General features: G+C 60.1%; 29 protein-coding genes. 20 read left to right on the top strand and 9 right to left on the bottom strand.

Annotated features, from left to right (window positions below):
* Window positions 1-144 precede the first annotated feature (144 nt).
* The 8 genes from PspS34_RS14500 (at window position 145) to PspS34_RS14535 (ending at window position 8,314) form a co-directional block, all read left to right on the top strand.
* Entirely contained in the window at window positions 145-1,044 is a 900-nt protein-coding gene (locus PspS34_RS14500) for a sugar ABC transporter permease (protein WP_224794376.1), read from the top strand.
* A gap of 8 nt (window positions 1,045-1,052) precedes the next feature.
* On the top strand, window positions 1,053-1,883 hold the full coding sequence (locus PspS34_RS14505) for a carbohydrate ABC transporter permease (RefSeq protein ID WP_057714765.1): 831 nt from the start codon (window positions 1,053-1,055) through the stop codon (window positions 1,881-1,883).
* A gap of 155 nt (window positions 1,884-2,038) precedes the next feature.
* Window positions 2,039-3,142 (top strand): sn-glycerol-3-phosphate ABC transporter ATP-binding protein UgpC, encoded by a 1,104-nt coding sequence (gene ugpC / locus PspS34_RS14510; protein ID WP_154859896.1) that lies wholly within the window; start codon window positions 2,039-2,041, stop codon window positions 3,140-3,142.
* Between the two features lie 16 nt (window positions 3,143-3,158).
* Window positions 3,159-4,631 carry a mannitol dehydrogenase family protein gene (locus tag PspS34_RS14515; RefSeq protein WP_159390022.1) on the top strand — a complete coding sequence of 491 codons (1,473 nt, stop codon included), beginning with the start codon at window positions 3,159-3,161 and terminating at the stop codon, window positions 4,629-4,631.
* 167 nt (window positions 4,632-4,798) lie between these two features.
* On the top strand, window positions 4,799-6,295 hold the full coding sequence (xylB, locus tag PspS34_RS14520; protein ID WP_154859894.1) for a xylulokinase: 1,497 nt from the start codon (window positions 4,799-4,801) through the stop codon (window positions 6,293-6,295).
* Between the two features lie 13 nt (window positions 6,296-6,308).
* Window positions 6,309-7,253: a carbohydrate kinase gene (locus PspS34_RS14525; protein ID WP_154859893.1), complete on the top strand. Its 945-nt coding sequence runs from the start codon at window positions 6,309-6,311 to the stop codon at window positions 7,251-7,253.
* A gap of 307 nt (window positions 7,254-7,560) precedes the next feature.
* Window positions 7,561-7,827, top strand: coding sequence for a DUF2790 domain-containing protein (locus PspS34_RS14530; protein WP_150815289.1), 267 nt, complete (start codon window positions 7,561-7,563; stop codon window positions 7,825-7,827).
* Between the two features lie 91 nt (window positions 7,828-7,918).
* Window positions 7,919-8,314 (top strand): hypothetical protein, encoded by a 396-nt coding sequence (locus tag PspS34_RS14535; protein WP_057714759.1) that lies wholly within the window; start codon window positions 7,919-7,921, stop codon window positions 8,312-8,314.
* Here the strand turns inward: PspS34_RS14535 and PspS34_RS14540 are convergent.
* Window positions 8,311-8,577, bottom strand: coding sequence for a DUF1652 domain-containing protein (locus PspS34_RS14540; RefSeq protein WP_150815288.1), 267 nt, complete (start codon window positions 8,575-8,577; stop codon window positions 8,311-8,313). The two genes, PspS34_RS14535 and PspS34_RS14540, sit on opposite strands and share 4 nt — an antisense overlap.
* Window positions 8,578-8,854: 277 nt before the next feature.
* Between PspS34_RS14540 and eco the strand changes: the two genes are divergently transcribed.
* A complete protein-coding gene (gene eco, locus PspS34_RS14545) occupies window positions 8,855-9,337 on the top strand; it encodes a serine protease inhibitor ecotin (protein WP_154859892.1) in 483 nt (160 codons plus the stop codon).
* Between the two features lie 51 nt (window positions 9,338-9,388).
* Here eco and ilvA read toward each other — a convergent pair whose 3' ends face one another.
* The 3 genes from ilvA to PspS34_RS14560 form a co-directional block, all read right to left on the bottom strand.
* A complete protein-coding gene (gene ilvA / locus PspS34_RS14550) occupies window positions 9,389-10,402 on the bottom strand; it encodes a threonine ammonia-lyase, biosynthetic (RefSeq protein WP_150815286.1) in 1,014 nt (337 codons plus the stop codon).
* Window positions 10,403-10,606: 204 nt separating this feature from the next.
* Window positions 10,607-11,770: a PQQ-dependent sugar dehydrogenase gene (locus tag PspS34_RS14555; protein WP_150815285.1), complete on the bottom strand. Its 1,164-nt coding sequence runs from the start codon at window positions 11,768-11,770 to the stop codon at window positions 10,607-10,609.
* A 67-nt stretch (window positions 11,771-11,837) separates the two neighbouring features.
* Complete coding sequence (locus tag PspS34_RS14560; protein ID WP_090455332.1) at window positions 11,838-12,185, bottom strand: hypothetical protein; 348 nt, start codon at window positions 12,183-12,185, stop codon at window positions 11,838-11,840.
* 194 nt (window positions 12,186-12,379) lie between these two features.
* Here PspS34_RS14560 and PspS34_RS14565 point away from each other — a divergent pair, with 194 nt between their 5' ends.
* Window positions 12,380-13,231 (top strand): Ku protein, encoded by an 852-nt coding sequence (locus tag PspS34_RS14565; RefSeq protein WP_154946469.1) that lies wholly within the window; start codon window positions 12,380-12,382, stop codon window positions 13,229-13,231.
* Between the two features lie 141 nt (window positions 13,232-13,372).
* Here the strand turns inward: PspS34_RS14565 and lpxO are convergent, their stop codons facing one another.
* Window positions 13,373-14,272, bottom strand: a complete 900-nt coding sequence (gene lpxO / locus PspS34_RS14570) for a lipid A hydroxylase LpxO (protein ID WP_159390023.1) — start codon at window positions 14,270-14,272, stop codon at window positions 13,373-13,375.
* A gap of 490 nt (window positions 14,273-14,762) precedes the next feature.
* On the opposite strand from lpxO, the gene PspS34_RS14575 reads away from it, so the two are divergent.
* Window positions 14,763-16,349, top strand: coding sequence for an ABC-F family ATPase (locus PspS34_RS14575; protein WP_033052720.1), 1,587 nt, complete (start codon window positions 14,763-14,765; stop codon window positions 16,347-16,349).
* Between the two features lie 282 nt (window positions 16,350-16,631).
* Window positions 16,632-17,819: an MFS transporter gene (locus tag PspS34_RS14580; protein ID WP_154859888.1), complete on the top strand. Its 1,188-nt coding sequence runs from the start codon at window positions 16,632-16,634 to the stop codon at window positions 17,817-17,819.
* A 104-nt stretch (window positions 17,820-17,923) separates the two neighbouring features.
* Here PspS34_RS14580 and PspS34_RS14585 read toward each other — a convergent pair whose 3' ends face one another.
* A complete protein-coding gene (locus PspS34_RS14585; RefSeq protein ID WP_102671535.1) occupies window positions 17,924-18,961 on the bottom strand; it encodes a dienelactone hydrolase in 1,038 nt (345 codons plus the stop codon).
* Window positions 18,962-19,128: 167 nt separating this feature from the next.
* Window positions 19,129-19,740, bottom strand: a complete 612-nt coding sequence (locus tag PspS34_RS14590; protein WP_154946472.1) for an FMN-dependent NADH-azoreductase — start codon at window positions 19,738-19,740, stop codon at window positions 19,129-19,131.
* A 131-nt stretch (window positions 19,741-19,871) separates the two neighbouring features.
* Here PspS34_RS14590 and PspS34_RS14595 point away from each other — a divergent pair, with 131 nt between their 5' ends.
* Window positions 19,872-20,780, top strand: a complete 909-nt coding sequence (locus tag PspS34_RS14595; protein WP_090455344.1) for a LysR substrate-binding domain-containing protein — start codon at window positions 19,872-19,874, stop codon at window positions 20,778-20,780.
* Window positions 20,777-21,136: an MmcQ/YjbR family DNA-binding protein gene (locus tag PspS34_RS14600; RefSeq protein WP_057714747.1), complete on the top strand. Its 360-nt coding sequence runs from the start codon at window positions 20,777-20,779 to the stop codon at window positions 21,134-21,136. The genes PspS34_RS14595 and PspS34_RS14600 overlap by 4 nt, the downstream gene beginning before the upstream one ends.
* An 11-nt stretch (window positions 21,137-21,147) precedes the next feature.
* On the opposite strand, the gene PspS34_RS14605 is transcribed toward PspS34_RS14600, so the two are convergent.
* Window positions 21,148-21,576, bottom strand: a complete 429-nt coding sequence (locus PspS34_RS14605) for a DUF1294 domain-containing protein (protein WP_150815223.1) — start codon at window positions 21,574-21,576, stop codon at window positions 21,148-21,150.
* Window positions 21,573-22,403, bottom strand: a complete 831-nt coding sequence (locus PspS34_RS14610) for an undecaprenyl-diphosphate phosphatase (protein ID WP_159390024.1) — start codon at window positions 22,401-22,403, stop codon at window positions 21,573-21,575. Before PspS34_RS14610 ends, PspS34_RS14605 begins: the two co-directional genes overlap by 4 nt.
* A gap of 295 nt (window positions 22,404-22,698) precedes the next feature.
* On the opposite strand from PspS34_RS14610, the gene pnuC reads away from it, so the two are divergent.
* The 6 genes from pnuC to PspS34_RS14640 all read left to right on the top strand — a co-directional run bounded on the left by pnuC (window position 22,699) and on the right by PspS34_RS14640 (window position 26,829).
* Window positions 22,699-23,262, top strand: a complete 564-nt coding sequence (gene pnuC / locus PspS34_RS14615; RefSeq protein WP_159390025.1) for a nicotinamide riboside transporter PnuC — start codon at window positions 22,699-22,701, stop codon at window positions 23,260-23,262.
* Window positions 23,259-23,783 carry an AAA family ATPase gene (locus PspS34_RS14620; RefSeq protein ID WP_154860189.1) on the top strand — a complete coding sequence of 175 codons (525 nt, stop codon included), beginning with the start codon at window positions 23,259-23,261 and terminating at the stop codon, window positions 23,781-23,783. Before pnuC ends, PspS34_RS14620 begins: the two co-directional genes overlap by 4 nt.
* A 356-nt stretch (window positions 23,784-24,139) precedes the next feature.
* Window positions 24,140-24,577, top strand: coding sequence for a hypothetical protein (locus PspS34_RS14625; protein ID WP_154859886.1), 438 nt, complete (start codon window positions 24,140-24,142; stop codon window positions 24,575-24,577).
* A 1-nt stretch (window position 24,578) separates the two neighbouring features.
* Window positions 24,579-25,157, top strand: coding sequence for an adhesin (locus tag PspS34_RS14630; RefSeq protein ID WP_150815218.1), 579 nt, complete (start codon window positions 24,579-24,581; stop codon window positions 25,155-25,157).
* Between the two features lie 63 nt (window positions 25,158-25,220).
* The gene (locus PspS34_RS14635; protein WP_150815217.1) at window positions 25,221-26,087 is read left to right on the top strand and encodes a heme utilization protein; all 867 of its coding nucleotides are present in this window, start codon (window positions 25,221-25,223) and stop codon (window positions 26,085-26,087) included.
* A 61-nt stretch (window positions 26,088-26,148) separates the two neighbouring features.
* Window positions 26,149-26,829, top strand: a complete 681-nt coding sequence (locus PspS34_RS14640) for a C39 family peptidase (RefSeq protein ID WP_150815216.1) — start codon at window positions 26,149-26,151, stop codon at window positions 26,827-26,829.
* The last annotated feature ends 35 nt before the right edge of the window (window positions 26,830-26,864 follow it).

Below are 26,864 nucleotides of genomic sequence, written 5' to 3' on the forward strand. Positions count from 1 at the left end.
CTCGCGAAAGCGGCATTCCAAACGCGAAAGTTGTGTCGGATGTACTGGCCTCTTCGCGAGCAAGCCCGCTCCCACAGTTGATCTTCATATGCCTGTAATCAATCGGTTCTGATCACCATGAATACATCAACTGCAAAAGCTCACATGGACATAGCCCAGCCGCAGCGCAAAAGCCGCGTGGCCAATCCCGGCTGGTTTCTGGTCAGCCCTTCGGTGGCATTGCTGCTGTTGTGGATGATTGTCCCCCTGGGTATGACCGTCTACTTCTCCACGATTCGCTACAACTTGCTCAACCCCGGTGAAAACGAATTCGTCGGGCTGGAGAACTTCACCTATTTCCTGACTGATTCCGGATTCCTGCCCGGCGCCACCAACACGCTGTTGCTGGTGGGCAGCGTGCTGCTGATCAGTGTGGTACTCGGCGTGCTGATCAGTGCATTGCTGGAGGCCAGTGAGTTTTTCGGTCGCGGCATCGTACGGGTGATGCTGATCTCGCCGTTTTTCATCATGCCCACGGTGGGCGCACTGATCTGGAAGAACCTGATTTTCCATCCGGTGTCGGGGATTCTCGCCTACGTCTGGAAGCTGTTCGGCGCGCAACCGGTGGACTGGCTGGCGCACTACCCGCTGCTGTCGATCATCATCATTGTCTCGTGGCAATGGCTGCCCTTCGCAATCCTGATCCTGATGACCGCCATGCAGTCCCTCGACCAGGAACAGAAAGAAGCCGCGCGCCTGGACGGTGCCGGGCCCATCGCGATTTTCTGGCACCTGACCCTGCCGCACCTGGCGCGGCCGATTGCGGTGGTGGTGATGATCGAAACCATCTTCCTGCTCTCGGTGTTCGCCGAAATCTTCACCACCACCAACGGCGGTCCCGGCTACGCCTCGACCAACCTCGCCTACCTGATCTACAACCAGGCGCTGGTGCAGTTCGATGTCGGCATGGCCTCGGCGGGCGGCCTGATCGCCGTGGTCATCGCCAACATCGCCGCGATCATCCTGGTGCGGATGATCGGCAAAAACCTGACCGACAAAGCCTGAGGCCTGCCATGACTCTTCAACAATCCCGTCGCCTGCAAAGCCTGCTGCTCGGTACGTTGGCCTGGGCCATCGCGATCCTGATCTTCTTTCCGATCTTCTGGATGGTACTGACCAGTTTCAAAACCGAAATCGATGCCTTCGCCACGCCGCCGCAGTTCATCTTCATGCCGACGCTGGAGAACTACCTGCACATCAACGAGCGCAGCGATTATTTCAGTTTCGCCTGGAACTCGGTGGTGATCTCCTTCAGCGCCACCGCGCTGTGCCTGCTGATCGCGGTGCCGGCGGCCTACTCCATGGCTTTCTACGAAACCCAACGCACCAGAGGCACGCTCCTGTGGATGCTCTCCACCAAAATGCTGCCGCCAGTGGGCGTGCTGATGCCGATCTATCTGCTGGCCAAGAGTTTCGGCCTGCTCGATACGCGGATCGCGCTGATCGTCATCTACACGCTGATCAACCTGCCGATCGTGGTCTGGATGATTTACACCTACTTCAAGGACATCCCCAGGGACATCCTCGAAGCCGCGCGGCTGGACGGCGCAACGCTGGCTCAGGAGATGCTCCGGGTGTTGCTGCCCATCGCCAAGGGCGGCCTGGCATCCACGGTGCTGCTGTCGTTGATCCTGTGCTGGAACGAGGCGTTCTGGTCGCTGAACCTGACCTCGTCGAAAGCCGCGCCACTGACCGCATTGATCGCCTCGTACTCAAGCCCCGAAGGGCTGTTCTGGGCCAAATTGTCGGCCGTCTCGACCCTGGCCTGTGCGCCGATCCTGATCTTCGGCTGGATCAGCCAGAAACAATTGGTGCGTGGTCTGTCGTTCGGCGCCGTGAAATGAACCCTTGTAGGAGCGAGCCTGCTCGCGATGGACGTGAACGATAACGTGTGCGGCCTGAATAAACGCGTCGCCTGTGAGCCCATCGCGAGCAGGCTCGCTCCTACAGAAAGGCATGCCCTATTCAACTGAATAAAAACAAACGGAGGCCCATCACCATGGCCAACCTGAAAATCAAGAATCTGCAAAAAGGCTTCGAAGGCTTTTCCATCATCAAGGGCATCGACCTGGAGGTGAACGACAAGGAGTTCGTGGTATTCGTCGGCCCGTCGGGCTGCGGCAAATCCACGCTGCTGCGGCTGATCGCCGGGCTGGAGGAAGTCAGCGGCGGCACCATCGAACTCGACGGCCGCGACATCACCGAAGTGAGCCCGGCCAAGCGCGATCTGGCGATGGTGTTCCAGACCTACGCCCTGTACCCGCACATGAGCGTGCGCAAGAACATGTCGTTCGCCCTCGACCTGGCCGGCGTGGCGAAAGCCGAAGTAGAGAAGAAGGTCAGCGAAGCGGCGCGCATCCTCGAACTGGGGCCGATGCTGGAGCGCAAACCCAAGCAACTGTCCGGCGGCCAGCGCCAGCGCGTGGCGATTGGCCGGGCCATCGTGCGCAACCCGAAAATTTTCCTGTTCGACGAACCGTTATCCAACCTCGATGCCGCCCTGCGGGTACAGATGCGCCTGGAACTGTTGCGCCTGCACAAAGAACTGCAAGCCACGATGATCTACGTGACTCACGATCAGGTCGAAGCGATGACCATGGCCGACAAAGTGGTCGTACTCAATGGCGGCAAGATCGAGCAAGTCGGCTCGCCGCTGGATCTCTATCACCAGCCGGCCAACCTGTTCGTCGCCGGTTTCCTGGGCACGCCAAAAATGGGCTTGCTCAAGGGCAAGGTCACCGGCGTCGACAGCCAGGGCTGTGAAGTGCAGCTCGACGCCGGAACCCGCGTCAGCCTGCCCTTGGGCGGCAGGCGTCTGAGCGTCGGGAGTGCGGTGACGCTGGGCATTCGCCCAGAGCACCTGGAACTGGCCAAACCCGGCGACTGCGCCTTGCAGGTCGCCGCCGATGTCAGCGAGCGCCTGGGCAGCGACACCTTCTGCCACGTCCGGACGGCATCCGGCGAAGCCCTGACCATGCGCGTTCGCGGCGATCTGGCCAGCCGCTACGGTGAAACCCTGAGCCTGCATCTGGATGCGCAGCACTGCCATTTATTCGATGCCGACGGCGTGGCGTTGACCCGCCCGTTGCGCGTTGCTGCCTGATTTCAGAGAGCCTGCGATGAAATTGAACCAACTCAACCTCAACCGCCTCGCCCCTGAAGTGGTCCTGCCCGCCTACGCCCTGGGCGAGACCCGCCAAGGTATCGCGCACATCGGGGTCGGCGGTTTCCACCGAGCCCATCAGGCGTACTACACCGACGCCTTGATGAATACCGGCGAAGGCCTGGACTGGGCCATCTGCGGTGTCGGCCTGCGCGCTGAAGACCGTCGCGCCCGCGACGATCTCAAGGATCAGGATTATCTGTTCACCCTGTTCGAACTCGGCGATAGCGACGACACCGAAGTGCGGGTGATCGGCGCCCTTCGTGACATGCTGCTGGCCGAGGACAGTGCCCAAGCATTGATCGACAAGCTGGCCAGCCCCGAGATCCGCATCGTCTCGCTGACCATCACCGAAGGCGGGTACTGCATCGACGACAGCACCGGCGAGTTCATGGCGCACTTGCCGCAGATCCAGCATGACCTGGCGCACCCTGGCGCACCGAAAACCGTGTTCGGCTTCCTGTGTGCCGCACTGGCCAAGCGCCGCGCCGCTGGCACAGCGGCCTTCACCCTGATGTCCTGCGATAACCTGCCGCACAACGGCGCCGTCACCCGCAAGGCCCTGCTGGCCTTTGCCGCCTTGCACGACAGCCAGTTGCGTGACTGGATCGACGCCAACGTCAGTTTCCCCAACGCCATGGTCGACCGCATTACACCGATGACCAGCACCCTCCATCGCCTGCAACTGGCGGACCGGCATGGCGTGGACGATGCCTGGCCGGTGGTCTGCGAACCCTTCGCGCAATGGGTGCTGGAAGACAGGTTCGTCAACGGTCGCCCGGCCTGGGAAAAAGTCGGCGTGCAATTCACCGACGACGTCACGCCCTACGAAGAAATGAAGATCAAGCTGCTCAACGGCAGTCATCTGGCGCTGACGTACCTGGGATTCCTGAAGGGTTACCGCTTCGTCCACGAAACCATGAACGACCCGCTGTTCGTGCGCTACATGCGCGCCTACATGGACCTGGACGTGACGCCACAGCTGCCGGCGGTGCCGGGAATCGACCTGACCGAGTACAAGAACACCCTGGTGGCGCGGTTCTCCAATCAGGCGATTGCCGATCAGCTTGAACGGGTGTGTTCGGACGGTTCGTCGAAGTTTCCGAAATTCACCGTACCGACCATCAACCGCTTGATCGCCGATGGCCGCGAAACCCGGCGCGCGGCGTTGGTGGTGGCGGCGTGGGCGCTGTATCTCAAAGGCGTGGATGAACAGGGCGAGACCTACACGATTGCGGATCCACGGGCGGCGTTCTGTCAGGCGCTGGTAGCCGATGATGTGCTGCTTACCCAGCGCTTGCTGGCGGTCGAGGAGATTTTTGGTACGGCCATTGCGCGCTCGCCGGAGTTTGTCGCGGCGTTTGAGTGGTGCTGCAACAGTTTGCGCGAGGTTGGGGTGTCGCGGACGTTGGAACGGGTGCTGGCTTAAGGTCGGTGGTGTAGCAATTGCCGTCTTCGCGAGCAAGCCCGCTCCCACAGGGTTTGGTGTCGCTCACAAAACTCCTTGTGGGAGCGGGCTTGCTCGCGAAGGTGGCCTGACAGGCATCGGGGATAGTGAATCCAGACTTGTATCTAGCTGACGACCAGGAATACTGCATGACAACCCGACAACTCTTCCTCGGCATCGACTGCGGAACCCAAGGCACCAAAGCCGTCATCCTCGACTCGGCCAATGGTGAGGTGCTCGGTCAGGGAGCCGCCAGCCACAGCCTGATCAGCGGCCCCGATGGCCGCCGCGAACAGGACACCCAGCAGTGGCTGGAAGCCTTCGCCACCGCCACTCGCCGCGCATTGCTCGCGGCCAAAACCAATGGTCAGTCGATCCTCGGTATTGGCGTGTCCGGCCAACAACACGGCCTGGTGCTGCTCGACGATCAGGGCAAGGTGTTGCGTGCGGCTAAACTCTGGTGCGACACCGAAACCACCCCGGAGAATGACCGACTGCTGGCCCACCTGGGTGGCGAAAAGGGTTCGCTGAAACGCCTTGGCGTTGTCATCGCGCCGGGCTACACCCTGTCCAAGCTGTTATGGACCAAAGAGCAGCATCCCGAAGTGTTCTCCCGGATCGCCCGCATCTTGCTGCCCCACGACTACCTCAATCATTGGCTCACTGGCCGCAGTTGCAGCGAATACGGCGATGCCTCGGGCACCGGGTATTTCAATGTGCGTACGCGCCAGTGGGATTCGCAATTGTTGCGTGACATCGACCCCAGCGGACGCCTGCAAGCGGCGCTGCCGGAACTGATCGCCCCCCATCAGGCGGTCGGCACGATTCTGCCAGGCATCGCCGAACACCTGGGTATCAACCCTCGGGCACTGGTGTCCAGTGGCGGTGGCGACAACATGATGGGCGCCATCGGCACCGGCAACATCCAGCCTGGTGCAATCACCATGAGCCTCGGCTCGTCAGGCACGGTGTACGCCTACGCCGATCAGCCGAACGTCGTCACGGATGCCGCGGTTGCCACGTTCTGTTCTTCCAGTGGCGGCTGGCTGCCTTTGATCTGCACCATGAACCTGACCAATGCCACCAGCCTGATTCGCGAGCTGCTGGACCTCGACATCGATCAATTCAACGACCTCGTTGCCCAGGCGCCAATCGGTGCCGACGGTGTGTGCATGCTGCCGTTCTTCAATGGCGAACGTGTGCCCGCCCTGCCCCATGCCAGCGCCAGCCTGTCGGGCCTGACCATGACCAACCTGACCCGGGCCAACCTGTGCCGCGCGGTGGTCGAAGGCACGACGTTCGGTTTGCGTTACGGACTGGACCTGCTACGCCGCAATGGCTTACAAAGCCGCAGCATTCGGCTGATTGGAGGTGGGTCAAAAAGTGCGGTCTGGCGGCAAATCGTCGCCGACACCATGAATACGCCGGTGATCTGCACCGAACAAAGCGAGGCCGCAGCCTTGGGTGCGGCGATTCAGGCAGCCTGGTGCGTATCCCGGGCGAGCGGGCACGAAGACAGCCTGGCGCAATTGTGCGAGCGCTGCGTAAAACTCGACCCGGCCAGTGAAACCCTGCCGGTCGCCGACAATGTGCAAGCCTGTCAGCAGGCGTATGAACGCTATCAACAGCATGTCGCAACCCTTTGAAGAGTGAACAACTATGTACCTGGTGTGTGGCGAAGCGCTGTTCGATTTTTTCAGTGAAAACGACGCCAGTGGGCTGGCGTCCAAAGTGAACTTCAAGGCCATTGCCGGTGGCTCGCCGTTCAACGTGGCGGTGGGCCTGCGCCGCTTGGGCGTGGACGCGGCACTGTTGGCCGGGTTGTCCACCGACTACCTGGGCCGGCGCTTGTTGCAAGTGTTGCAAGATGAAGGCGTGCGCCAGGAATTCCTGGTGGATTTTGCCGCGCCGACCACCCTGGCGATGGTCGCCGTGGGGGCCAATGGCTCGCCGCAGTACAGCTTCCGTGGCGAAGGCTGCGCGGATCGACAATTGCAACCGGAGCACCTGCCGACACTCGGGCCTGAGGTACGCGGCCTGCATATCGGCTCGTTTTCCCTGGTGGTGCAGCCGATTGCCGACACGCTATTGGCATTGGTGCGCCGGGAAAGCGGCAAGCGCCTGATCAGCCTCGATCCGAACGTGCGCCTGAACCCGGAGCCGGACATCGACCTGTGGCGTAAACGAGTCGCGACACTGGTGGAACTGGCCGACCTGATCAAGGTCAGCGACGAGGACCTGCATCTGCTGTACCCCGGCCAGGACCCGGCCCAGGTGGTCCAGGGCTGGTTGCAGCACCGCTGTCAGCTGGTACTCCTGACCCGGGGCGGCGAAGGCGCGACCGTATTCAGTCGGGCACATGGTTCGTGGTCCACCCCCGCCTCTACGGTAAAAATCGCCGACACCGTGGGCGCGGGCGATACCTTTCAGGCGGCGCTGATAACCTGGTTGACCGAACACCAGCTGGATTCGGTAGAGGGCGTGAAGCAACTTGGCCGCGAGCAGATCGACTGCATGCTGAAGTTCGCGGTGCGGGCGGCGGCGCTGACGTGCAGCAAGACCGGGCCGGATTTGCCTTATCGCAAGCAACTGGATGTGCGCTGAATTCGAGGGCCTCTTCGCGAGCAGGCTCGCTCCTACAGGGTTGCGGGTCGTTCACAACATTTGTGTCGACGCTCGGGCATTGTGGGAGCTTGCTCGCGATGACTTTCTATCAGGCGCCCGATGGTCTTAACTGATATACAGGATCGCGCATCCGCGACAGGCGGTGTTCAGCCGGGTTAACCCTCGCTTAACCGTGCGATCCAACACTTCACTGGACCGCACGCCCTCAGACTGTTCTGACGCCCAGTGCGGCAAGTTCGACAAGCGACACATCGAACTGACATTCCGTCCGCACCGGAGATCGCTGATGAACACTCGCACCCTGCTGGTTACCGCCGCTCTCACCTGCACCGCGTTTGCCGGCCTGGCTCAGGCCAATGAAACCACGACCTCTCAAGCCGTGCCCTATCACTACGGCATGCCATTGCATGTCAGCAAAGTGATTTCACTGACCGAGCCGGACACCCTGGAGTGCAAGGTGGTGAAGGCCGAGATGAAGTACATCGATGAAACGGGAAAACCCGCAGAAATTTCCTACCGTAAACTTTCCGACGCTTGCGAGAACCAGGGCTGACCGAAAAGTCTGATTTGGTACTTGGCAGTATTCCTTTGAGGGTTGCGGCGCTATGCTCTAGCGCCTCCCTCTCTGCCCGCAAGGATTCGCCATGCAGTTGTCGTTTCGCACGCTGTCGTTGTTTTGCGCCGCCCTATGTCTTTTGCTCAGTCTGGTCTGGGGTCTGACACCGCAATGGTTATTGTCGTTCTGGGATATCGAGTTTTCATTCGCGGTGGGGTTGGTCGCGCGACGCACCGCCGTGCTGTTTGGGGCGTTAAGCGTGTTCTCTTTTCTGGTTCGCAACGCCCCTCCTTGCGCAACCCGCAATGCGCTGAGCCTCGGCTTCGTCGTCGGCTGCTGGGGATTGGCCGTGCTGGGTTTTGCCGAATGGCTCAACGGCCATGTCGGACCGGGCATTTTACTGGCGGTCGGGTTTGAACTGGCGCTGGGCCTGGCGTTCTTCCAGACCCGGCGCGTGTCCCTGGAACCCGAAACAGCAGACTAGAGTGCTTTGCCCAGCATAGAGTGCGGTTCGACCTCTACGTGATGCTGCCTGGAACGCAGTTGGGCAATCAGCTCGTTGATTTCCCGACAACCATTGAGCCCGGAGGCATCGATGCCAGTGACCAATAGATCGAGCTGATCGGTTTGCCCGTCCGCATAGACCTTGACGGTCATCGACAGGTCCGGTGACAGCGTGCACTGGCAGCGCTGGGGCAGAAAACTGCTTTCGATGATATTGCGAACTTCCAAGGCAGAAAGAAACATGGCGACTCCCTCCTTTGTGAGACTGCCGGACGATCAATGCTCGCTCATTTGCAATCCCGGCAAGCTTCAAGGGCACCTACAGCATAAAACATACCTTGATTTTCGTGGTGCAGTTCATCGGCACTTCAAGGATTTAGACGAATCACCTTAAACCTGCCATGCGGTTTGCAATGAACGCCCCTGGCGACCCTGCAATTTGCATGCGGAGGATCCCGGGTTTGCATTCACTGCACACGACAGTGAAAATGCCGCCCTTCACTTCAAGCAAGGAGGCATCATGAATTCTTTGACCGTTAACGCTTGCACGGCGCTGTTCGCACTGGGGCTTGCCGGCGTGGCGCATGCCGCCAAACTCGAAGACACCGCACCCTATCCGAAGGCCGAAAGCGGGTTCACCCGCCAGGTGATCCACCTAGCGCCTCAAACCCGGGAAAACGACTTCCAGGTCGAGATCCTGGCCGGCAAGACGATGACCGTTGACTGCAACAACCCGCGTCTGGGCGGTATTCTCGAGGAGAAGAACCTCGAGGGTTGGGGCTATCCGTTCTATCGCCTGGAAAAAGTCATTGGTCCGATGAGCACGCTGATGGCCTGCCCGGGCGGCACGAGCAAACAGGGTTTTGTACCGGTGGTCGGTGACGGCTTCCTGCTGCGTTACAACAGCAAGCTGCCGCTCGTGCTGTACGTACCCAAGGACATCGAAGTGCGCTATCGGATCTGGTCGGCGTCGACCAAGGTCGAGAAAGCCATTCAGGAATAACCTTGCCATCGCGCGGACCCTCGCGGCGTCCGCTGTCGACCTGCCCAGGCATCATGCCGGGGCGCCACTCAACGCGGCGCGCTCGGCCACGTGCCCCAGACTGTCGAAATTGATGTTGGCACCCGAGTCGATCGCCACCAGGGTCTGCCCCAAGGCACCGGTCTGCGCGACGTATCTCTTGATCCCGGCCACGGCCAGCGCACCGGAAGGTTCGGTGATCGAGCGGGTATCGTCGTAGATATTCTTGATTGCGGCGCAAAGTTCATCGTTACTGACCGTCACCACGTCATCGACGCAAAACCGGCAGACCTCAAAACCGTAAGCGCCGATCTGCGCCACCGCCACCCCGTCGGCGAAGGTGCCGACGCTCGGCAACACGACCCGTTCGCCGGCATGCATCGCCGCTTGCAGACACGCGGAATGTTCCGACTCGACGCCAATGACGCGAACTTCCGGCCGCAAGTATTTGACGTAGGCGGCGATACCCGCGATCAGCCCCCCACCACCCACCGGCACGAAGATCGCGTCCAGAGGCCCCTGATGCTGGCGCAGGATTTCCATCGCCACCGTGCCTTGCCCAGCGATCACCTCCGGGTCGTCGAAGGGTGAAACAAAGGTGCGACCGGTTTCCCGGGCCAAATCCAGCGCACAGGCCAGTGCGAACGGAAAGCTTTCGCCGTGCAACACCGCATCGGCGCCGCGACTGCGCACGCCGATGACCTTCAACTGCGGCGTCGTGCAGGGCATGACGATGGTAGCGTTGATCCCCAACTCCCGCGCCGCCAGTGCCACGCCCTGCGCATGATTGCCCGCAGAGGCCGTGACCACGCCGCGAGCCTTTTGCGCCTCGCTCAGTTGCACCAGCTTGTTGTAGGCACCGCGGATCTTGAAGGAAAAGGTCGGCTGCAAGTCTTCGCGCTTGAGCAGGATCTGGTTGCCCAAGGCTTCGGACAAGGCCGGTGCCGGTTGCAAAGGCGTGCGCACGGCCAGCTCATAGACCGGCGCGGCAAGGATTTTTTTCACGTAGCCTTCAAGCAAGGCCTGTTGATCGGTTGTGAAACTCATCGTCGTCTCCTGACATTGATCGGGGCCCGGGAGACAGAAAGTAAAAACCCGCCTCGAGGGCGGGTTGGGTGCTGCAGTCGTGAGCTAGCCCGCCAAATGAGGAATGGCGGTAATAATGCTTGGCTGGCAGCGCAATACGGTGGAAGTCATGGCTCGAAATTAGCCGGACGTTGATGGCAAGTCAATGGCAAGTTTTTAGGTGCCTTAGTCAGCCGGCAACTTCAAACCCACTTTGTAAACGCCACCGTTCTCCTCATCGGTCAAAACATACAAGTATCCGTCCGGTCCCTGCCGTACGTCGCGGATGCGCTTTTTCAAATCCCCGAGCAAGCGCTCCTCGTGGATCACCTTGTCGCCATCGAACTCCAGGCGGATCAGTTCCTGGCTGATCAGCGCGCCGACAAACACGTTGCGCTGCCAGACCTTGAAACGATCGGCATCGTAGAACGCCATGCCACTCAGGCCCGGGGACTTTTCCCAGACATGATTCGGGACAAGGGTGCCTTCGGCGATTTCACCCTTGGCTTCGGGAATCGGTTGACCGGAGTAGTTGATGCCATGGGTCGCCAGCGGCCAGCCGTAATTCTTGCCGCGCTCGATGATGTTGATTTCATCGCCGCCCTGAGGGCCGTGTTCGTTTTCCCACAGCGTGCCGTTCCACGGGTTGAGCGCAGCGCCTTGCGGGTTACGCTGCCCGTAGGACCAGATCTCCGGGCGCACGTTGGCCTGGCCGACAAAGGGGTTGTCCTTGGGCACTGTGCCATCCGGGTAGATTCGCACCACTTTGCCTTGCAGCTTGTCGAGATCCTGGGCGGTCGGGCGGTCGTTGTTTTCCCCCAGGGTCACAAACAGATAGCCGTCGCGATCAAACACCAGCCGCGAGCCAAAATGGTTGCCCACCGAGAGCTTGGGTTCCTGACGCAGGATCACCTGGAAATCCTTGAGCGCCGTCATATCGTCGGAGAGCCGGCCGCGGCCCACCGCCGTGCCGGCCTTGCCGCCCTGACCGCCACCTTCGGCATAGGACAGATAGACCATCCGGTCCTGCTTGAAGTCGGGTGACAGCGCCACGTCGAGCAATCCACCCTGCCCCTTGGCCCAGACCGTGGGTACGCCATTGAGCGGTGCGGACAACTTGCCTTCGGCGGTCACCAGTCGCAGGTTGCCGGGCCGTTCGGTCACCAGCATGCCTTTGCTATCCGGCAGGAATGCCAGGGCCCAGGGGTGTTCCAGCCCCGTCACGATGGGGGTGACCTCAAGGGTGCCATCTTCGCTTTTCATCGTCTGGGCCGGCGCGGCAAGCACAGGGACAGTGGCGCTGATCAATACGCCGGCACAGAGGGTTGCCAACAGGTTTTTACGCAACATGCAGGATTCCTTTTCTGATGGAAATGAGACTTGGTGAAAAGTAGCGGGCAGACGTCATGCCTGCCACTCAACGGTTGCTGCTACCAGTGTCTCGAGGAGGTGGATTGGGAATGAATTTCGGTGGGCTGGCGGGCGCTGTCCGGTCGGGGTAGCGATTACCAATGCCACCGTTGTCCAGCGTCGGCGGGCGTGGGACCGGCACGGTATTGGGTCCTCGTATGGCCGGGGTGCCGGGTTGGGTGCCTTGCATGCTGTTGGGGTTGGCCCGGCGAATCGGACTGTTATAAGGGTTGTTGTTGGTGCTGCCCGGCAGGTTCTGGGCCAACTGCAACGAAGCAGAGACGTCGGCCTGGACCAAGGAGCCAAGTACGCCACTCAAGGCCAGTGCAATGGCGCCAAACACGTATCGGTTCATGGGGGGTGCCTCTCTGCGTCCGCGTGGGTAAGGACTTCGATACCACGCTACGCCCGAGGTTCGGATTTGTTAACCAAAAACTCCCCGGCACGATCTGGCATCCGGTTGATCCGGCGGGGGAACCGGCGCGCGGACCACAGAAACTTTTGCAAAGGACCGCAGGTCACCTGAACATCACTCGCGAGTAGACGACCATGGCACGGGCAATCTGGAAAGGCGCAATCAGCTTCGGACTGGTGCACATCCCCGTGGCGCTGGTCTCCGCAACGTCCTCCCGAGGCGTCGATTTCGACTGGCTCGACAGCCGCAGCATGGACCCGGTGGGCTACAAGCGTGTCAACAAGGTGACGGGCAAGGAAGTCACCAAGGAGCACATCGTCAAGGGCGTGCAGTACGAAAAGGGCCGGTACGTGGTGCTCAGTGAAGAGGAAATCCGTTCCGCTCATCCGCTCTCGACCCAGACCATCGACATTTTCTCCTTTGTCGACGGCAAGCAGATTCCCTTGCAGAACATCGACACGCCTTACTACCTGGCCCCCGACAAACGCGGCGGAAAGGTTTATGCGCTGCTGCGCGAAACCCTGAGCAAAACCGGCAAGGTCGCCCTCGCCCGCGTGGTCTTGCATACCCGCCAGCACCTGGCCGCATTGATGCCGCTGGAATCGGCACTGGTCCTGGTGATGCTGCGCTGGCCGGCCGAGGTGCGAAGTCTCGATGAACTGGCGCTGGGCAGCGAAGTGACCAGCCCCGAACTGGCCAAGGGCGAACGGGACATGGCCAAACGCCTGGTGGAGGACATGAGTGCCGAGTGGACGCCGGACGACTATCGGGACGGCTTCGAAGACAAGATCATGGCCCTGGTGGACAAGAAGGCCCGTGAAGGCAAGATCGAAGACGTCGAAACCGCTTCCAGTGAAGAGGAGCGCAAAACGGCGGATGTCATTGACCTGACCGAACTGCTCAAGCGCAGCCTCGGCAGCGGTAAAGCAGCGTCCAGGCCGAAGGCGGGCAGCAAACCGGTTGCCCGGAAGAAAGCCAGTAAGTGATCCGTTGGATGTCCCGACCTCTTCGCGGGCAAGCCCGCTCCCACAGGGATTTTCGCAGCAAGGCAAATCCTGCCTTACACACACCGGTCCACTGTGGGAGCGAGCCTGCTCGCGAAGCCTTGGTACGCTACACCGAAAAAATCAGATCAGAATGAAGACCGCCAGCAACCCGGCAAAGATCGACCATTTTTGGAGGTAGTAAAGCTTGCGGTTGCGTTTTTTCAGTTCCTTGGCGCGCAGGCGAACCTTGTAGACCTTGCTGAACAGCCGGTTGATTCCGCCGGTGCGGTCTCCGTCCTCGTTCGGTGCACCCGCCGCCGACATGACAGTGCGGCTGAACCAGCGATTGAATGCCGCTGCCCACCGATACTTCATCGGCCGCTCGACGTCGCAGAACAGGATGATGCGATTGCGTGGCGTGGTGTTCTCTGCGTAATGAATGTAGGTCTCATCGAACATCACCGCTTCGCCATCGCGCCAATGGTAGTTCTGGCCATCGACATTGATGTAGCAACCTTCAGCGTTGGGTGTGTCCAGTCCGAGGTGATAACGGTACGAACCGGCATACGGGTCGCGGTGGCGCACCAGTCTGGAGCCCGGTGGCAACTCGGCGAACATCGCCGCCTTGATCGAGCCAATGCCCTGTACCAGTTCGGTGGTGCGCGGGCAGAGCTTCATGGCCGACGGGTGGCTATCGCCATACCACTTGAGATAGAAGCGCTTCCAGCCGGTCTTGAAAAACGAGTTGAAACCGACGTCATCGTATTGGTTCGAACGTTTGATCTCGCCGGCGTGAAGCAAATTCTGGCCTTCGGCACGAATTTCTTCCCAATGCGCCTGCAGCGGGCTCAGGTCGGGAAAATCAGCCGGATCGAGATACGGTTTGTTGGGGATTTTCGAAAACAGATAAAGAAAGCAATTGATCGGTGCCAGGAACGTCGAGTGATCACTCAACTGGCGCCCCAGCTTGTGGCGCACTCGACCACGCAGGTGGACGTACGCAATAGAGACAACGTAGATAACGGCAATGATCAGTTTCACGGAAATCGTCACAGGTTGGAAATAAACAAACTGCGCCCTTTACCGGCATGCCGGTCCCCGGGTCTTGTGCAGCGACTGAATGCGAAACAGAGGCCCCCTTGGTGCCATCGAACCACGCCGATGGTCGGCCTTCAGCTGATGGATGGCATTTTAGCCACAGTTTGTAACCAATAGTTAACCCGCAACTGTGAAAATGTGTCCGCAAAAACCGCCAAAGCGTTGCAGAGGCCTCCATCGCCCTATCGTTTAAAGAGCCAGACCAGTACAATCGCCGCCAAACTTTACGCGCCCCCAGGTTGAGAGCGGGAAAATCCCCTTTCAGCGCACGTTGTCTCGGGCCAGGCGCGCCACATGCTGCTGTCCACTTGATGCCAGATGGATCTTCCACTGCCGATCGGGATGAATGTCCCGGGGGCCCAACAGTGGAAACAGGTACTGAACCGGTACTGCCGCAACCCTAGCTACTCTGAATGCTTCGCAGGAAAAACCTTTGATTTCTACAGCTAACATCACGATGCAGTTCGGCGCCAAGCCGCTCTTCGAAAACGTTTCGGTCAAGTTCAACGGTGGCAACCGTTACGGCCTGATCGGCGCCAACGGTTGCGGCAAGTCGACCTTCATGAAGATTCTCGGCGGTGACCTCGAGCCGTCCGGCGGCCAGGTTATGCTGGAGCCGAACGTGCGCCTGGGTAAATTGCGCCAGGACCAGTTCGCCTACGAAGAATTCACCGTGATCGACACCGTGATCATGGGTCACGAAGAGCTGTGGAAGGTCAAGGCCGAGCGCGATCGCATCTATTCGCTGCCGGAAATGAGCGAAGCAGACGGCATGGCCGTGGCCGAGCTGGAAACCGAATTCGCCGAAATGGACGGCTACACCGCCGAGTCCCGTGCCGGCGAACTGCTGCTGGGCCTGGGTATTCCCCTGGAACAGCATTTCGGCCCGATGTCCGAAGTGGCTCCAGGCTGGAAACTGCGGGTATTGCTGGCCCAGGCATTGTTCTCCGATCCGGAAGTGCTGTTGCTCGACGAACCGACCAACCACCTGGACATCAACACCATTCGCTGGCTGGAATCGATTCTCACCGTGCGTAACAGCACCATGATCATCATTTCCCACGACCGTCACTTCCTCAACAGCGTCTGCACCCACATGGCCGACCTGGACTACGGTGAGCTGCGCCTGTTCCCGGGCAACTACGACGAGTACATGACTGCGGCGACCCAGTCCCGCGAGCAACTGCTGTCGGACAACGCCAAGAAGAAAGCCCAGATCGCCGAACTGCAAACGTTCGTCAGCCGCTTCTCGGCCAACGCCTCGAAAGCCAAGCAGGCCACTTCCCGCGCCAAGCAGATCGACAAGATCCAGCTGGCCGAAGTCAAGCCATCGAGTCGTGTGAGCCCGTTCATCCGCTTCGAACAGACCAAGAAGCTGCACCGCCAGGCCGTGACCATCGAGCAGATGTCCAAGGGCTTCGACGGCAAGACCCTGTTCAAGAACTTCAGCTTCACCGTAGAAGCCGGCGAGCGCGTGGCGATCATCGGCCCGAACGGTATCGGCAAAACCACCCTGCTGCGCACCCTGATGGGCGAACTGACCCCGGACGCCGGTTCCGTGAAGTGGACCGAAAGCGCGGAGCTGGGCTACTACGCCCAGGACCACGCCCACGACTTCGAAGACGACGTCAGCCTGTTCGACTGGATGGGCCAGTGGACTCAGGGCGAGCAGATCATCCGTGGCACCCTGGGCCGCATGCTGTTCTCCAACGACGAGATCCTCAAGTCGGTCAAGGTCATCTCCGGTGGTGAGCAAGGCCGCATGCTGTTCGGCAAGCTGATCCTGCAAAAGCCGAACGTACTGGTGATGGACGAACCGACCAACCACCTGGACATGGAATCGATCGAAGCGCTGAACCTGGCGCTGGAGAACTACCCGGGCACGCTGATCTTCGTCAGCCACGACCGTGAGTTCGTATCGTCCCTGGCCACCCGCATCATCGAGCTGAGCCCTAACGGCGTGACCGACTTCAGCGGCACCTACGACGACTACCTGCGTAGCCAGGGTGTAGTGTTCTAAAGGCAGCTTCAAGTCTTTAGCTGCCAGCCTCAAGTGAAAAGCCCTGTCCTGGTGACGGGGCTTTTTGCATTCCGGGCCAAGGTTTCTTGTTGGTGCATAATTCATCGCGAGCAAGCTCGCTCCCACAGGGGAATGCATTTCAAAATGTGGGAGCGAGCTTGCTCGCGATGAGGCCATGAGGAACAACGATAATGTCACGGCAAAAGTAGTTAGCCTGCTTTCTTTTATCCCAACGCCGCGCCATGATGCAGGTCTCCCACCGCCGCCCGCGAACGAGCCTTCATGTCTGTGCAGCAAACTGCCCCTCAAAGCTCCACGGCGATCACCCTGCAGATCGTCTCCATCGTTTTCTATACATTCATTGCCTTCCTCTGCATCGGTTTGCCGATTGCGGTATTGCCGGGTTATGTCCACGAGCAACTCGGGTTCAGCGCCATCGTGGCCGGGCTGACCATCGGCTCGCAATACCTCGCCACCCTGCTCAGCCGGCCCATGGCCGGGCGGATGTCGGACAGCGTTGGCACCAAGCGCGCAATCATCTATGGCTTGGCGGGGATTGTGCTCAGCGGCGTGCTGACCTTGCTGTCGACCCTGTTGCAAGGCTTTCCCTTGCTCAGCCTGCTGATCCTGATCGCCGGGCGCCTGCTACTGGGAATCGCCCAAGGGTTGATCGGTGTCGGCACCATCAGTTGGTGCATGGGCCAGGTGGGCGCCGAGCATACCGCGCGATCGATTTCCTGGAACGGCATCGCGTCCTATGGGGCGATTGCCATTGGCGCACCGCTGGGTGTGGTCATGGTGCAACAACTGGGTTTCGCCAGCCTGGGTATCGCTCTGTCGCTGTTGGCCCTGGTCGCACTGTTGCTGATTCGCAACAAGCCCTCGGTGCCCGTGGTGCGCGGCGAGCGCCTGCCGTTTTGGGCGGTGTTCGGGCGCATTGCGCCGTTTGGCGCGAGTTTGAGCCTGGCGTCCATTGGCTACGGCACCCTGACGACCTTTATCACTCTGTACTACGTCAATCGTGGCTGGACCGGCGCGGCCTACTGCCTGACCGTGTTCGGTGTGTGTTTCATTCTGTCGCGGCTGCTGTTCATATCCGCCATCAGTCGGTTTGGCGGGTTCACGTCGGCCATTGCCTGCATGTGCGTTGAGACGGTTGGCCTGGTGCTGTTGTGGCTGGCCCCTTCGACCGGGTATGCGCTCATTGGTGCCGGCCTGACTGGATTTGGCCTGTCCCTGGTGTATCCGGCGCTGGGTGTCGAGGCCATCAAACAGGTGCCCAACTCCAGCCGGGGGGCGGGCTTGAGTGCTTATGCGGTGTTTTTCGATCTGGCGCTGGCGATTGCCGGCCCCTTGATGGGCGCAGTGGCGCTGAACCTGGGATATGCGTGGATTTTCTTCAGTGCTGCATTGTTGTCGGTGACGGGGCTGGGGCTGACCCTGCTACTCAAGCGCCGCGCGATGGCTTGATGTGGGAGCGGGCTTGCTCGCGAAGGCGGTGTGTCAGTAGACATAAGTACTGCCTGACACACCGCCTTCGCAAGCAAGCCCGCTCCCACAGAATATGTGGCGCATTACTGATCGGCGGTCTGCATTCCGGCCCGGGTCGGCCTGCCCAGGGTACGCGTGAAGAAGCGTCCGGCTTCGGAGATCAGATTGCGATGAATGTCCTGCCGGTCGACGCCATCGGCATCGGTGCACAGCGCAGGCATGATTACGATCTGCTCGTCATTGCACGGCGCCATGAAGACAAAGTGCCCTGCTCCCGCCAACAACTTGAAGTCGGGCGCGGTCGGCAGTTTGCGCGCCAGCGCCGCGGCGTTCTTGTCGACAGCCACCAGCTTGTCGCCATCGCCGCTGTAAAGCAACACCGGCACATGCACATCGGCCAGGGTGTGGCGGCCGAACTTCAGGCTCAACGGTGCCATCAGCATCAAGGCGTGGACGCGAGGATCGGCCACTGGTTGCAGGTCGTCGCGGTCGACAATCAATTCGCCCTGGGTGTTACAGGCATCGCGGTCATCAGGGCGCTCCTGGCAGTAACGGCGCAGGCGATCCAGGTCCGGGGTCGCGCCGGACAGGATCAATGCGGTCTCGCCACCGGCCGAATAGCCAATGACCCCCACCTGATCGGCATTGACGAACGGCGACAGCATACGATCGCCCAAGGTCTCGGTAATGGCTTCGGAAATCTGGATCGGCCGGCCGTACAGGTTACTCAAAGTACCGAGTCGGCTGTGGTCCCTGGAGTTGTCACCGGGGTGAATCACCGCCACCACGACAAAGCCTTTGCGCGCCAGTGACGTGGCAAGGTCGTGCAGGGCCAGCGGGGTACCGGTATTTCCGTGGGACAGCATCAGCATCGGAAACCGGCCGATGGCGACCTTGGTGTCCTCCCCGGCTTCGACGGTGTAACCCTCGAGCTTGCTGGTGTGCTCCCGATCACTGGAAGGATAGAAGGCAATGGCGCGCATCGGCTGCAAGTCCAGCGGGTCGAGAAAAGTCATCTCGTGGAAGCCGACGCTCCAGTGAGGATGCGGTGCAGGCGCGGCGTGCACTGTATTCAAGCTGCTGAGCAGGCAAATCAGTAAAGTTGCACAAAGACGCATCATGGATGCCCCGCCTTGTTACCGGACTTGAGACGTACGCCCTGGACTGCATGAGTCGGGCCACAATCTGAAACGGCCAGAAACAAAAAACTCCGTAACTGGTACTTGCGTAGCCAGAATACAGAGTTTTTTGGGCTTTACCTGAACGGTTGCTTACTTTTACCCAAGCCTTACGCAGCGGCGAACAACTGCTCGCTGATTTGTGCGTGGGCGGCGCTCATGGCCTTGTTGCGCACGTCGTCACCGTAAGCCAGGCCTTCGGCACGGACGATTTCGATGTCGGTGATACCGATGAAACCGAACAGCAACTTCAAATACTCTTCGTGGGCAACACCGGTTGCCTGACCGGCGTGCATGCCGCCGGAGGTCGAAACGATCACGACTTTCTTGCCGCCGCACAGGCCTTCAGGGCCGGCTTCGGTGTAACGGAAGGTCTGGCCGGCCACCGCGATGCGGTCGATCCAGGCTTTGAGTTGAGTCGGGATGGTGAAGTTGTACATCGGTGCGGCAATCACCACGGCATCGGCAGCCAGGAATTCGGTCAGGGTCGAGGCGCTCAGTTCGGCTTCGTGCTGTTGTGCGGCGTTGCGCAGTTCAGCGGTGGTGCCGGCGGCGACCAGGGTGGTGGCGGAGAAATGGCTGATGGCGTCGGCGGCCAGGTCGCGGTAAGTCACCACGGCGGTTGGCTCGGCGGCTTGCCAGGCTTTGACGACTTCACCGCTCAACTGACGGGAAGCCGAGTTGTCGCCCAGGATGCTCGAATCGATATGCAGCAGTTTCATGTGGGATCTCCAAGTGAGGATCGCCCACAAGGGCGATCTGATGGGACTAATCCTACACACGAAACCAATAGCTGATTAGACGGTAACAATGCGATAGTTCGTCCCACAGATAGGACAATTGGATTCACATCATGCAAGACCTCAACGACCTGTATTACTTCGCCAAAGTCGTGGAAGCCGGGGGGTTCGCCGCGGCCGGGCGTTTGCTGGGCATCCCCAAGTCCCGATTGTCACGGCGCATCGCCGAACTGGAAGAGCGCCTCGGCGCAAGACTGCTGCAACGCACCACCCGACAACTGAAACTGACTGCCGTCGGTGAGCGTTACCTCAGGCACTGTCAGGCGATGCTGCTGGAGGCGGAAATGGCCGACGAGGCCGTGGCCAGCATGTCCAGCGAGCCCCGCGGGCGTTTGCGGGTGTCCTGCCCGGTTGGGCTGGCCCATGAAATATTGCCGGGGGTGATCAGCGACTTTCTGGAAAGGTTTCCACAAGTCCAGCTGGAGGTCATGCTGCTCAACCGCCGGGTCGACCTGGTGAACGAAGGCATTGACGTGGCCCTGCGAGTGCGCGAGCTGGGCGACGAAGACCCGCTGCTGGTGACCCGCCGCCTGCGTCAGGCGCAGATGTTGATGGTCGCCAGTCCCGGCTTCCTCGTTGGCCGTGAGATCAACCATCCCGACGATCTGAAAAACCTGCCGGTGCTCGGCGCCCTCGAGGCCGACCGCATGGTGCACATCCGCATGCTGGATCAAAAAGGCAAAAGTTGCGAACTGGCGCTCGAGGCCCGGCTGGGCATCGATGACTTTATCGTGCGCAAGGCCAGCACCCTCTCTGGCCTGGGCTTTACGATGCTGCCCATGATGTATTGCGAGCAGGAACTGGAAAACGGCGCACTGGTGCAGTTGTTGCCCGACTGGTCGTTGCCCGGTGGCTGGCTGCAAGCGGTCTATCCTCATCGGCGCGGGGTCATGCCGGCGGTACGCGCCTGGATTGACCATCTGGTCGAGTCATTCAATGCCTGTGGGGAACGATTGTTATGAAAGCCGGACGGATGAGCGAAGAGGATGTCGCGAAATTCTGCCTTACCCTGCCCGGAGCGCGGGAAGACTATAAATGGGGCGGCGTGCGGGTGTTTTCGATTGCCGGGAACAAGATGTTCGCCTTGCAGGGCCTGCGGGGTGATTCCCTGGCCTTCAAGGTCGACAAGGATCTGTTTCTCGGTCATTGCGACCGCCCGGGGATTCATCCGGCGCCTTATCTGGCGCGCGCCCAGTGGATCATCATGGAAACGCCCTACCCGCTCGGCAACGAAGAACTACAAGGCTTGTTGCAGCGTTCCCACCAGTTGGTGGTGAGCAAACTGCCCAAGCGCACTCAAGTCGGCTTGTTGCTTTAGGACCTTGTTGATCAGAACAAGGCGAACATATGTGCGCCGAGGAACAGGTGGTCGATCCAGAACACCTGGTGCATCAGCACGATGATCCAGAACACCAACTGGTAGGAGATTTTGCGGGTTTTGTGCCGGAACGCTTGCTGCGCCAGCAAGGCACCGGGCCAGCCGCCGGCGAGCTCCAGCGCATGCAGGACATTCTCCGGCGTACGCCATTGCTCGGCGCGGGCCTTGCGCTTGTCGCTCCAGTACAGGAAAAACGTCACGACGCTGACGATGCCGTAGGCTGCCAAGGGAATCAGCGACACCCCGTGCAGCCATGAAGACACCGCCCCCGACAGCGGCAACGCACACAGGATTGCAAACACCAGCCACTTCAGCCGTGGATTACGGATCTGTCCCCCGGGCTGGTGCCCGGGGTTATTGCGCGAGCTTGAGTCACTCACGACTTGACCGCGCTCCAGTCGACCCAACCGAACTGCCAGGTCGCCAGGATGATCAGGCCGAACACAATGCGATACCAGGCAAACGCCGCATAGCTGTGGTTGGCGATGAACTTGAGCAGCCCGCGGACCGCGATCATCGCGAAGACGAACGCCGTGACGAAGCCGATCGCGAACACCGGAAAATCGGACGGGACAAACAGGTCACGGTATTTATAGCCCGAGTACACCGCTGCGCCGACCATGGTTGGCATCGCCAGGAAGAACGAAAACTCGGTAGCGGTCTTGCGCGACAGGCCGAACAGTAACCCGCCGATGATCGTCGAGCCCGAACGCGAAGTGCCCGGAATCATCGCCAGGCATTGGGCGAAGCCGACTTTCAGGGCATCTTTCCAGGTCATGTCATCCACCGTTTCGGCGTGGACTTCATGCTGCCGGCGCTCGGCCCACAACATGACGAACCCGCCCACGACCAGCGCCGCTGCCACGGTGATCGGATTGAACAGGTACTCGTGGATCATGTCGGCGAAGATCACGCCCAGCACCACGGCCGGGAAGAACGCAATCAACAGGTTCGCGGTAAACCGCCGAGCGCTCGGCTGGGTCGGCAGGCCGATGACCACATCGAAGATCTTGCGTCGAAATTCCCATACCACCGCCAGGATGGCACCCAGCTGGATAATGATGTTGAACGCCATCGCCCGCTCGCCCCCGAAGCCGAGCATCTCGGCCACGATGATCTGGTGGCCGGTGCTGGAAATGGGCAGGAACTCGGTCAGCCCTTCTACAACCCCAAGTATCAATGCCTGAAAGGCGGTCCAAAGATCCATCAATCCCCCAAAAGGCTATGCGCGCCGGCATGCCCCGTTAGTATTTTTCCAAAGCTTGAATTGCGATCAGCCTAGCTGAAGCCCCGCACATCAAGGATCACCACGGAACCGTCAAAATCCTGTGAAAAAACAATCCTGATCCGGGTTTACCCGCGCGGGGCCGGAATCCTATCAGACAAGTCCGATCGGCGCTGCCGCGTTATCGCGCGCCATTGAAGCAAACCCTGCTCCACGGGATTCCCGACGCCAATCCGGTTACAATCGGCCCCCTCTTCGATTTCACCAAGGAACCTCCATGTCCGGGCTTGAACTGTTTGCCGCCGCCCTCGGTGTCATTGCCGTCTGGCTGACGGTCAAACAGAACGCCTGGTGCTGGCCCATCGGTCTGGTCATGGTGCTGCTCTATAGCTGGATCTTTTTTGAGGTGAAGCTGTATTCGGACATGTTGCTGCAAGTCGTCTATGCCGCCTTGCAGCTTTACGGCTGGTGGCAGTGGACACGGGCTGGCGAAACGACCCATGGCCGCGAAGTCAGTTGGCTCGATTCCCGTTCCGCGGCGTTGAGCCTGGCCATCGGTGCACTCGGCAGCCTGTTGCTGGGGGCGGCCATGGCCCATTGGACCGATGCCGCGCAACCCTGGCTCGATGCGGCCCTGACCGGATTCAGCCTGGTGGCGCAGGTCTGGATGGCGCAAAAACGTGTCCAGTGCTGGCCGCTATGGATCGCCCTGGATGTGATTTTCGTGGGGCTGTTCATCTATAAGGACCTGTACCTGACCGCCACCCTGTACGGGCTGTTCGCCGTAATCGCCGTGCAGGGCTGGCGCCAATGGCGCGCCGATCCGGCGTTGCGCGCATGAAAGTCCTGGTACTCACAGGCCCTGAATCCAGCGGTAAAAGCTGGCTGGCGGCCGAGTTGCAGCAACGTTTCGGCGGGATTCTGGTCGAGGAGTATGTGCGCTGGTTCATCGAGCAGAATTCCCGGGACACCACTTTGGCCGACATTCCGGACATCGCCCGCGGACAATTGGCATGGGAAGACGAAGCCCGTGCGCAACAACCGTCTTTGCTCATCCTCGACACGCACCTGCTGAGCAATATCCTCTGGAGCCAAACCCTGTTCGGCGACTGCCCCGCCTGGCTCGAACAAGCGCTACTGGCCCGGCATTACGACTTGCACTTGCTGCTGTCGCCGGAACACGTCGAATGGACGGATGATGGCCAGCGTTGCCAACCCCGATTGAGTGAGCGCCAGGCATTTTTCGAGCAGACCCTGGCCTGGCTTGAGCGCCACGCCCAACCGGTTCAAGTACTGCGCGGAGATTGGGCAGAACGCCGATTCCAGGCACTGAACGCCGTGACCCGATTGCTCGGCGTCTGACCGGCCTTTTGGGGCAATTTCCCCACTACCCCCCCTGTCCCGGGGGAAAAGTGTCCGATCCTGAAACACCCTTCCCGCCTCAAACCACCTGTTTCAGCGCCCTTCGCCGCTGGATCATCGGATTTGTTAAGTCATTGATACAACACCGCCGAAACCCTTGTTCCAGAGCGATTTATCCGCAAATAAGGGCTGCCTGCGCAGGGTTTTGTCTCACCTTTGAAACATTCTCGGCAAAGGCTATCCGGGCAATATCCATAAGCCATTGAATCAACGAGATATTCAAAAACCGGCACAGCTTTCGCTCTTTCCTTCAAAAAGCCGACCAGAACCAGCCCACATGAGAAGGAAAGACCGTCGTGGGGATACTCGATAAACATGCCTTGACGTGCCTGCTGCTGATCGCGAGCGCTGCAGGCGCGTTTTTCAGTTTTGACGTTCAAGCCGAAGGCAACGGCGTCATCGTGCTTGATCGCACCATTCACCCGACGCCCATCGGTCGCAGCGGCGGCAGGGATCCAAACCCCAACACCCTCAATGCCAACCCATCGGCCCGCGTCACCGGCGAACTCAGTGACGCCGACATCGCCGGGGTCACCACCGGAACCGCCCTTCGCCACAACAACGGGCAAAGCCTGGGCGGCCTGCAAGGCCTCAACGTCGTCACCAACCCCAACGGTATGCCCGGCATGTCTGTGGGTCACGGTGGTGGCAGTGGCAGCGCGATTTCCGGAACCATCAACCGCGCCATGAGCAGCGGCCTCGGTTCACTGGGCAGAATGGCGGGAGGCCAATGAGATGAGTCGATCCCTGCTGTTACTTGCCCTGCTCGGCTGCACCAGTGTGATGGCCGATTCGGGCGTCGGTTCGGTGAACAATGCCACCCTCCAGGATTCCGGTACTCAATACCGCGGCAACTTCAACGTCAACCAGGCGGCTGGCGATCAACAACAGCAGGCCAACGTCCGCGCGATCGCCATTGGCACCCAGGCCGGTGCGATCACCAGCATCCGGCAGAAAATCACTACGCCTGCCAATCCGTCGATGGACGCGACGGCCACTATCGGCGGCTCCTCCTTCAGTAATGGCAACGGCGTACTGGGCGTCAACCAGAGCGCCGGGGCGAACAACCAGATGGCCAACGCCATGCGCATCAGCATCAGCGCCGCACCGCAAGCCATCGACGATAGTGCCCTTTCTCAACAGAACGTGGCGTTGTTACCGAACTCGGGAGCAACTGGCGCCCCAAATGGCAGTCGCCAGGTCGTGACAAGCGACCAGGCCTTCACCGGCAGCCGGGGAGTGATCCAGGTAAACCAGAGTGCCGGGGTGGGGAACCGAATGGCTAACACCTTGAGCATCCGGGTCGCTGACTGACCCGAAACAGTGCGATTAGGGAAGTACCAACACCTGACCAACTAATGAGCACGGAGAAACACCATGAACCCGACAACTGCTCTCAAACCTCTGGCTTTCGCTCTGGCAGCAGTGATGGCATTTGCAGCACAAGCAGGCAGCCTTGATGATGATCAAGGCAGCGGCCAGAGCGATGGCCAGAGTAACAACCATCAGCCTAAAGGCCCGACGCTGGAACAAATTCTGCAGATTACGGCAGGCGCCGGGGCCGCCGTGCTGGACTCGCAGGAAAGCAGTGACAGTAGCGCATTGAACCGGGACACCAGGAACGACGCTAGAGTCGATAACTCCCTGAACAACTCCAACGGCAACATGGGCGCCAACGTTGCAGCCGGTAACGGCAACCAGCAAGACAACGCCGCCGCCCTTGCCACGGCTGACGAAAGCTTCATCTTCGGCACCGCGGTCGCTGTCTCCAGCGCGACTCAGAAGAGCAACGGCAACACCGCCAGGAACCACTCCAGCACCAACAACACAACGCTCAACAACGCAGGCAACAGCGGTTCCGGCAACATCGGCATCAACGTGACCACCGGCGACTTCAACCAACAGAAAAACAACCTGGCGATTGCCGTTTCGGGCGGTCGTGTAGCGCAAGCGGCGGCGGCGGCCAACCAAAGCACGACCGGGCTGAACGTCACCAACAACGCCAACCATGACGACAGCACCCAGACTGATTTCGCTACCGTGGGTGTACTCGGTCTGGCGGGCGTAACCACTCAACAAGTGATCACGCCAGAGGGCTGGAAAGCCCCTGTAACCAACAATGCGTCGATAACGGGCTCGATGAACAACTTCTCCGGCAACGGCGGAGCCAACGTATCGTCTGGTGTGGGCAACCAGCAAAGCAACTCGCTGTCCATCGCCGCGGGCTGCAAGTCCTGTTTGTAATCGCGATTGCAATGAAAGCCCCGGCGACGGGGCTTTTCCACAGTCCCAAGGCGTATCGATCATGCGTAAGACTGTCCTTTTCGCCCTGCTCTGCCTGTCTGGCCTGACCCAGGCTGCACAGATGCCGGTTGCCGCCCTGCCGGGCGGCGTGCTGGTGTACAAGCACGTACAGAGTTTGCGCGAGCGCAAGTTCAGCGACATCGTCGAACAAAAAACCGATTTCAGCTGTGGCGCCGCCGCGCTGGCAACGATACTGCGCCAGGCTTATTGGCTCGACGTCGATGAGGAGCACATCATCAAGGGCATGCTGGTCACCGCAGACCAGGACCTTGTGCGTACCCAGGGTTTTTCCATGCTGGACATGAAGCGCTACATAGAGCGCATCGGCATGCGCGCCCGGGGCTACAGGATCCCGCCGGAAAGGCTCGAAGCCGTGACGATTCCGGTGGTGGTATTGATGGAAATTCGCGGCTACAAGCACTTCGTGGTGTTGCAGCGGGCGGACAAGAACTGGGTCTATATCGGCGATCCGGTACTCGGTCACAAACGCTACTCCCACGATGACTTTGTCAAAGGCTGGAATGGCATTATTTTCGCTATCGTCGGTCCCGGTTACGACAAGTCCAATGCGTTACGCAGTCCACCGGAACCGCTGACAGCCAAGAACAAGATGGATAACTTCAACCCGGTCAAAGATGCCGAATTGATGGACTTTGGTTTCATACAGAGCGACTTCTTTTAATCGCCAACAAGATGATAGGGGGCAGGACGCTCCGG

It is taken from the genome of Pseudomonas sp. S34, from assembly GCF_009866745.1.
Lineage (GTDB): Bacteria > Pseudomonadota > Gammaproteobacteria > Pseudomonadales > Pseudomonadaceae > Aquipseudomonas > Aquipseudomonas jessenii.

Excerpts from the sequence above, each read along its gene's own strand:
- PspS34_RS14500 (WP_224794376.1), top strand. The coding sequence starts at position 145 with ATGGACATAGCCCAGCCGCAGCGCAAAAGCCGCGTGGCCAATCCCGGC.
- PspS34_RS14505 (WP_057714765.1), top strand. The coding sequence starts at position 1,053 with ATGACTCTTCAACAATCCCGTCGCCTGCAAAGCCTGCTGCTCGGTACG.
- ugpC (WP_154859896.1), top strand. The coding sequence starts at position 2,039 with ATGGCCAACCTGAAAATCAAGAATCTGCAAAAAGGCTTCGAAGGCTTT.
- PspS34_RS14515 (WP_159390022.1), top strand. The coding sequence starts at position 3,159 with ATGAAATTGAACCAACTCAACCTCAACCGCCTCGCCCCTGAAGTGGTC.
- xylB (WP_154859894.1), top strand. The coding sequence starts at position 4,799 with ATGACAACCCGACAACTCTTCCTCGGCATCGACTGCGGAACCCAAGGC.
- PspS34_RS14525 (WP_154859893.1), top strand. The coding sequence starts at position 6,309 with ATGTACCTGGTGTGTGGCGAAGCGCTGTTCGATTTTTTCAGTGAAAAC.
- PspS34_RS14530 (WP_150815289.1), top strand. The coding sequence starts at position 7,561 with ATGAACACTCGCACCCTGCTGGTTACCGCCGCTCTCACCTGCACCGCG.
- PspS34_RS14535 (WP_057714759.1), top strand. The coding sequence starts at position 7,919 with ATGCAGTTGTCGTTTCGCACGCTGTCGTTGTTTTGCGCCGCCCTATGT.
- PspS34_RS14540 (WP_150815288.1), bottom strand. The coding sequence starts at position 8,577 with ATGTTTCTTTCTGCCTTGGAAGTTCGCAATATCATCGAAAGCAGTTTT.
- eco (WP_154859892.1), top strand. The coding sequence starts at position 8,855 with ATGAATTCTTTGACCGTTAACGCTTGCACGGCGCTGTTCGCACTGGGG.
- ilvA (WP_150815286.1), bottom strand. The coding sequence starts at position 10,402 with ATGAGTTTCACAACCGATCAACAGGCCTTGCTTGAAGGCTACGTGAAA.
- PspS34_RS14555 (WP_150815285.1), bottom strand. The coding sequence starts at position 11,770 with ATGTTGCGTAAAAACCTGTTGGCAACCCTCTGTGCCGGCGTATTGATC.
- PspS34_RS14560 (WP_090455332.1), bottom strand. The coding sequence starts at position 12,185 with ATGAACCGATACGTGTTTGGCGCCATTGCACTGGCCTTGAGTGGCGTA.
- PspS34_RS14565 (WP_154946469.1), top strand. The coding sequence starts at position 12,380 with ATGGCACGGGCAATCTGGAAAGGCGCAATCAGCTTCGGACTGGTGCAC.
- PspS34_RS14580 (WP_154859888.1), top strand. The coding sequence starts at position 16,632 with ATGTCTGTGCAGCAAACTGCCCCTCAAAGCTCCACGGCGATCACCCTG.
- PspS34_RS14585 (WP_102671535.1), bottom strand. The coding sequence starts at position 18,961 with ATGATGCGTCTTTGTGCAACTTTACTGATTTGCCTGCTCAGCAGCTTG.
- PspS34_RS14590 (WP_154946472.1), bottom strand. The coding sequence starts at position 19,740 with ATGAAACTGCTGCATATCGATTCGAGCATCCTGGGCGACAACTCGGCT.
- PspS34_RS14595 (WP_090455344.1), top strand. The coding sequence starts at position 19,872 with ATGCAAGACCTCAACGACCTGTATTACTTCGCCAAAGTCGTGGAAGCC.
- PspS34_RS14600 (WP_057714747.1), top strand. The coding sequence starts at position 20,777 with ATGAAAGCCGGACGGATGAGCGAAGAGGATGTCGCGAAATTCTGCCTT.
- PspS34_RS14610 (WP_159390024.1), bottom strand. The coding sequence starts at position 22,403 with ATGGATCTTTGGACCGCCTTTCAGGCATTGATACTTGGGGTTGTAGAA.
- pnuC (WP_159390025.1), top strand. The coding sequence starts at position 22,699 with ATGTCCGGGCTTGAACTGTTTGCCGCCGCCCTCGGTGTCATTGCCGTC.
- PspS34_RS14620 (WP_154860189.1), top strand. The coding sequence starts at position 23,259 with ATGAAAGTCCTGGTACTCACAGGCCCTGAATCCAGCGGTAAAAGCTGG.
- PspS34_RS14630 (WP_150815218.1), top strand. The coding sequence starts at position 24,579 with ATGAGTCGATCCCTGCTGTTACTTGCCCTGCTCGGCTGCACCAGTGTG.
- PspS34_RS14635 (WP_150815217.1), top strand. The coding sequence starts at position 25,221 with ATGAACCCGACAACTGCTCTCAAACCTCTGGCTTTCGCTCTGGCAGCA.
- PspS34_RS14640 (WP_150815216.1), top strand. The coding sequence starts at position 26,149 with ATGCGTAAGACTGTCCTTTTCGCCCTGCTCTGCCTGTCTGGCCTGACC.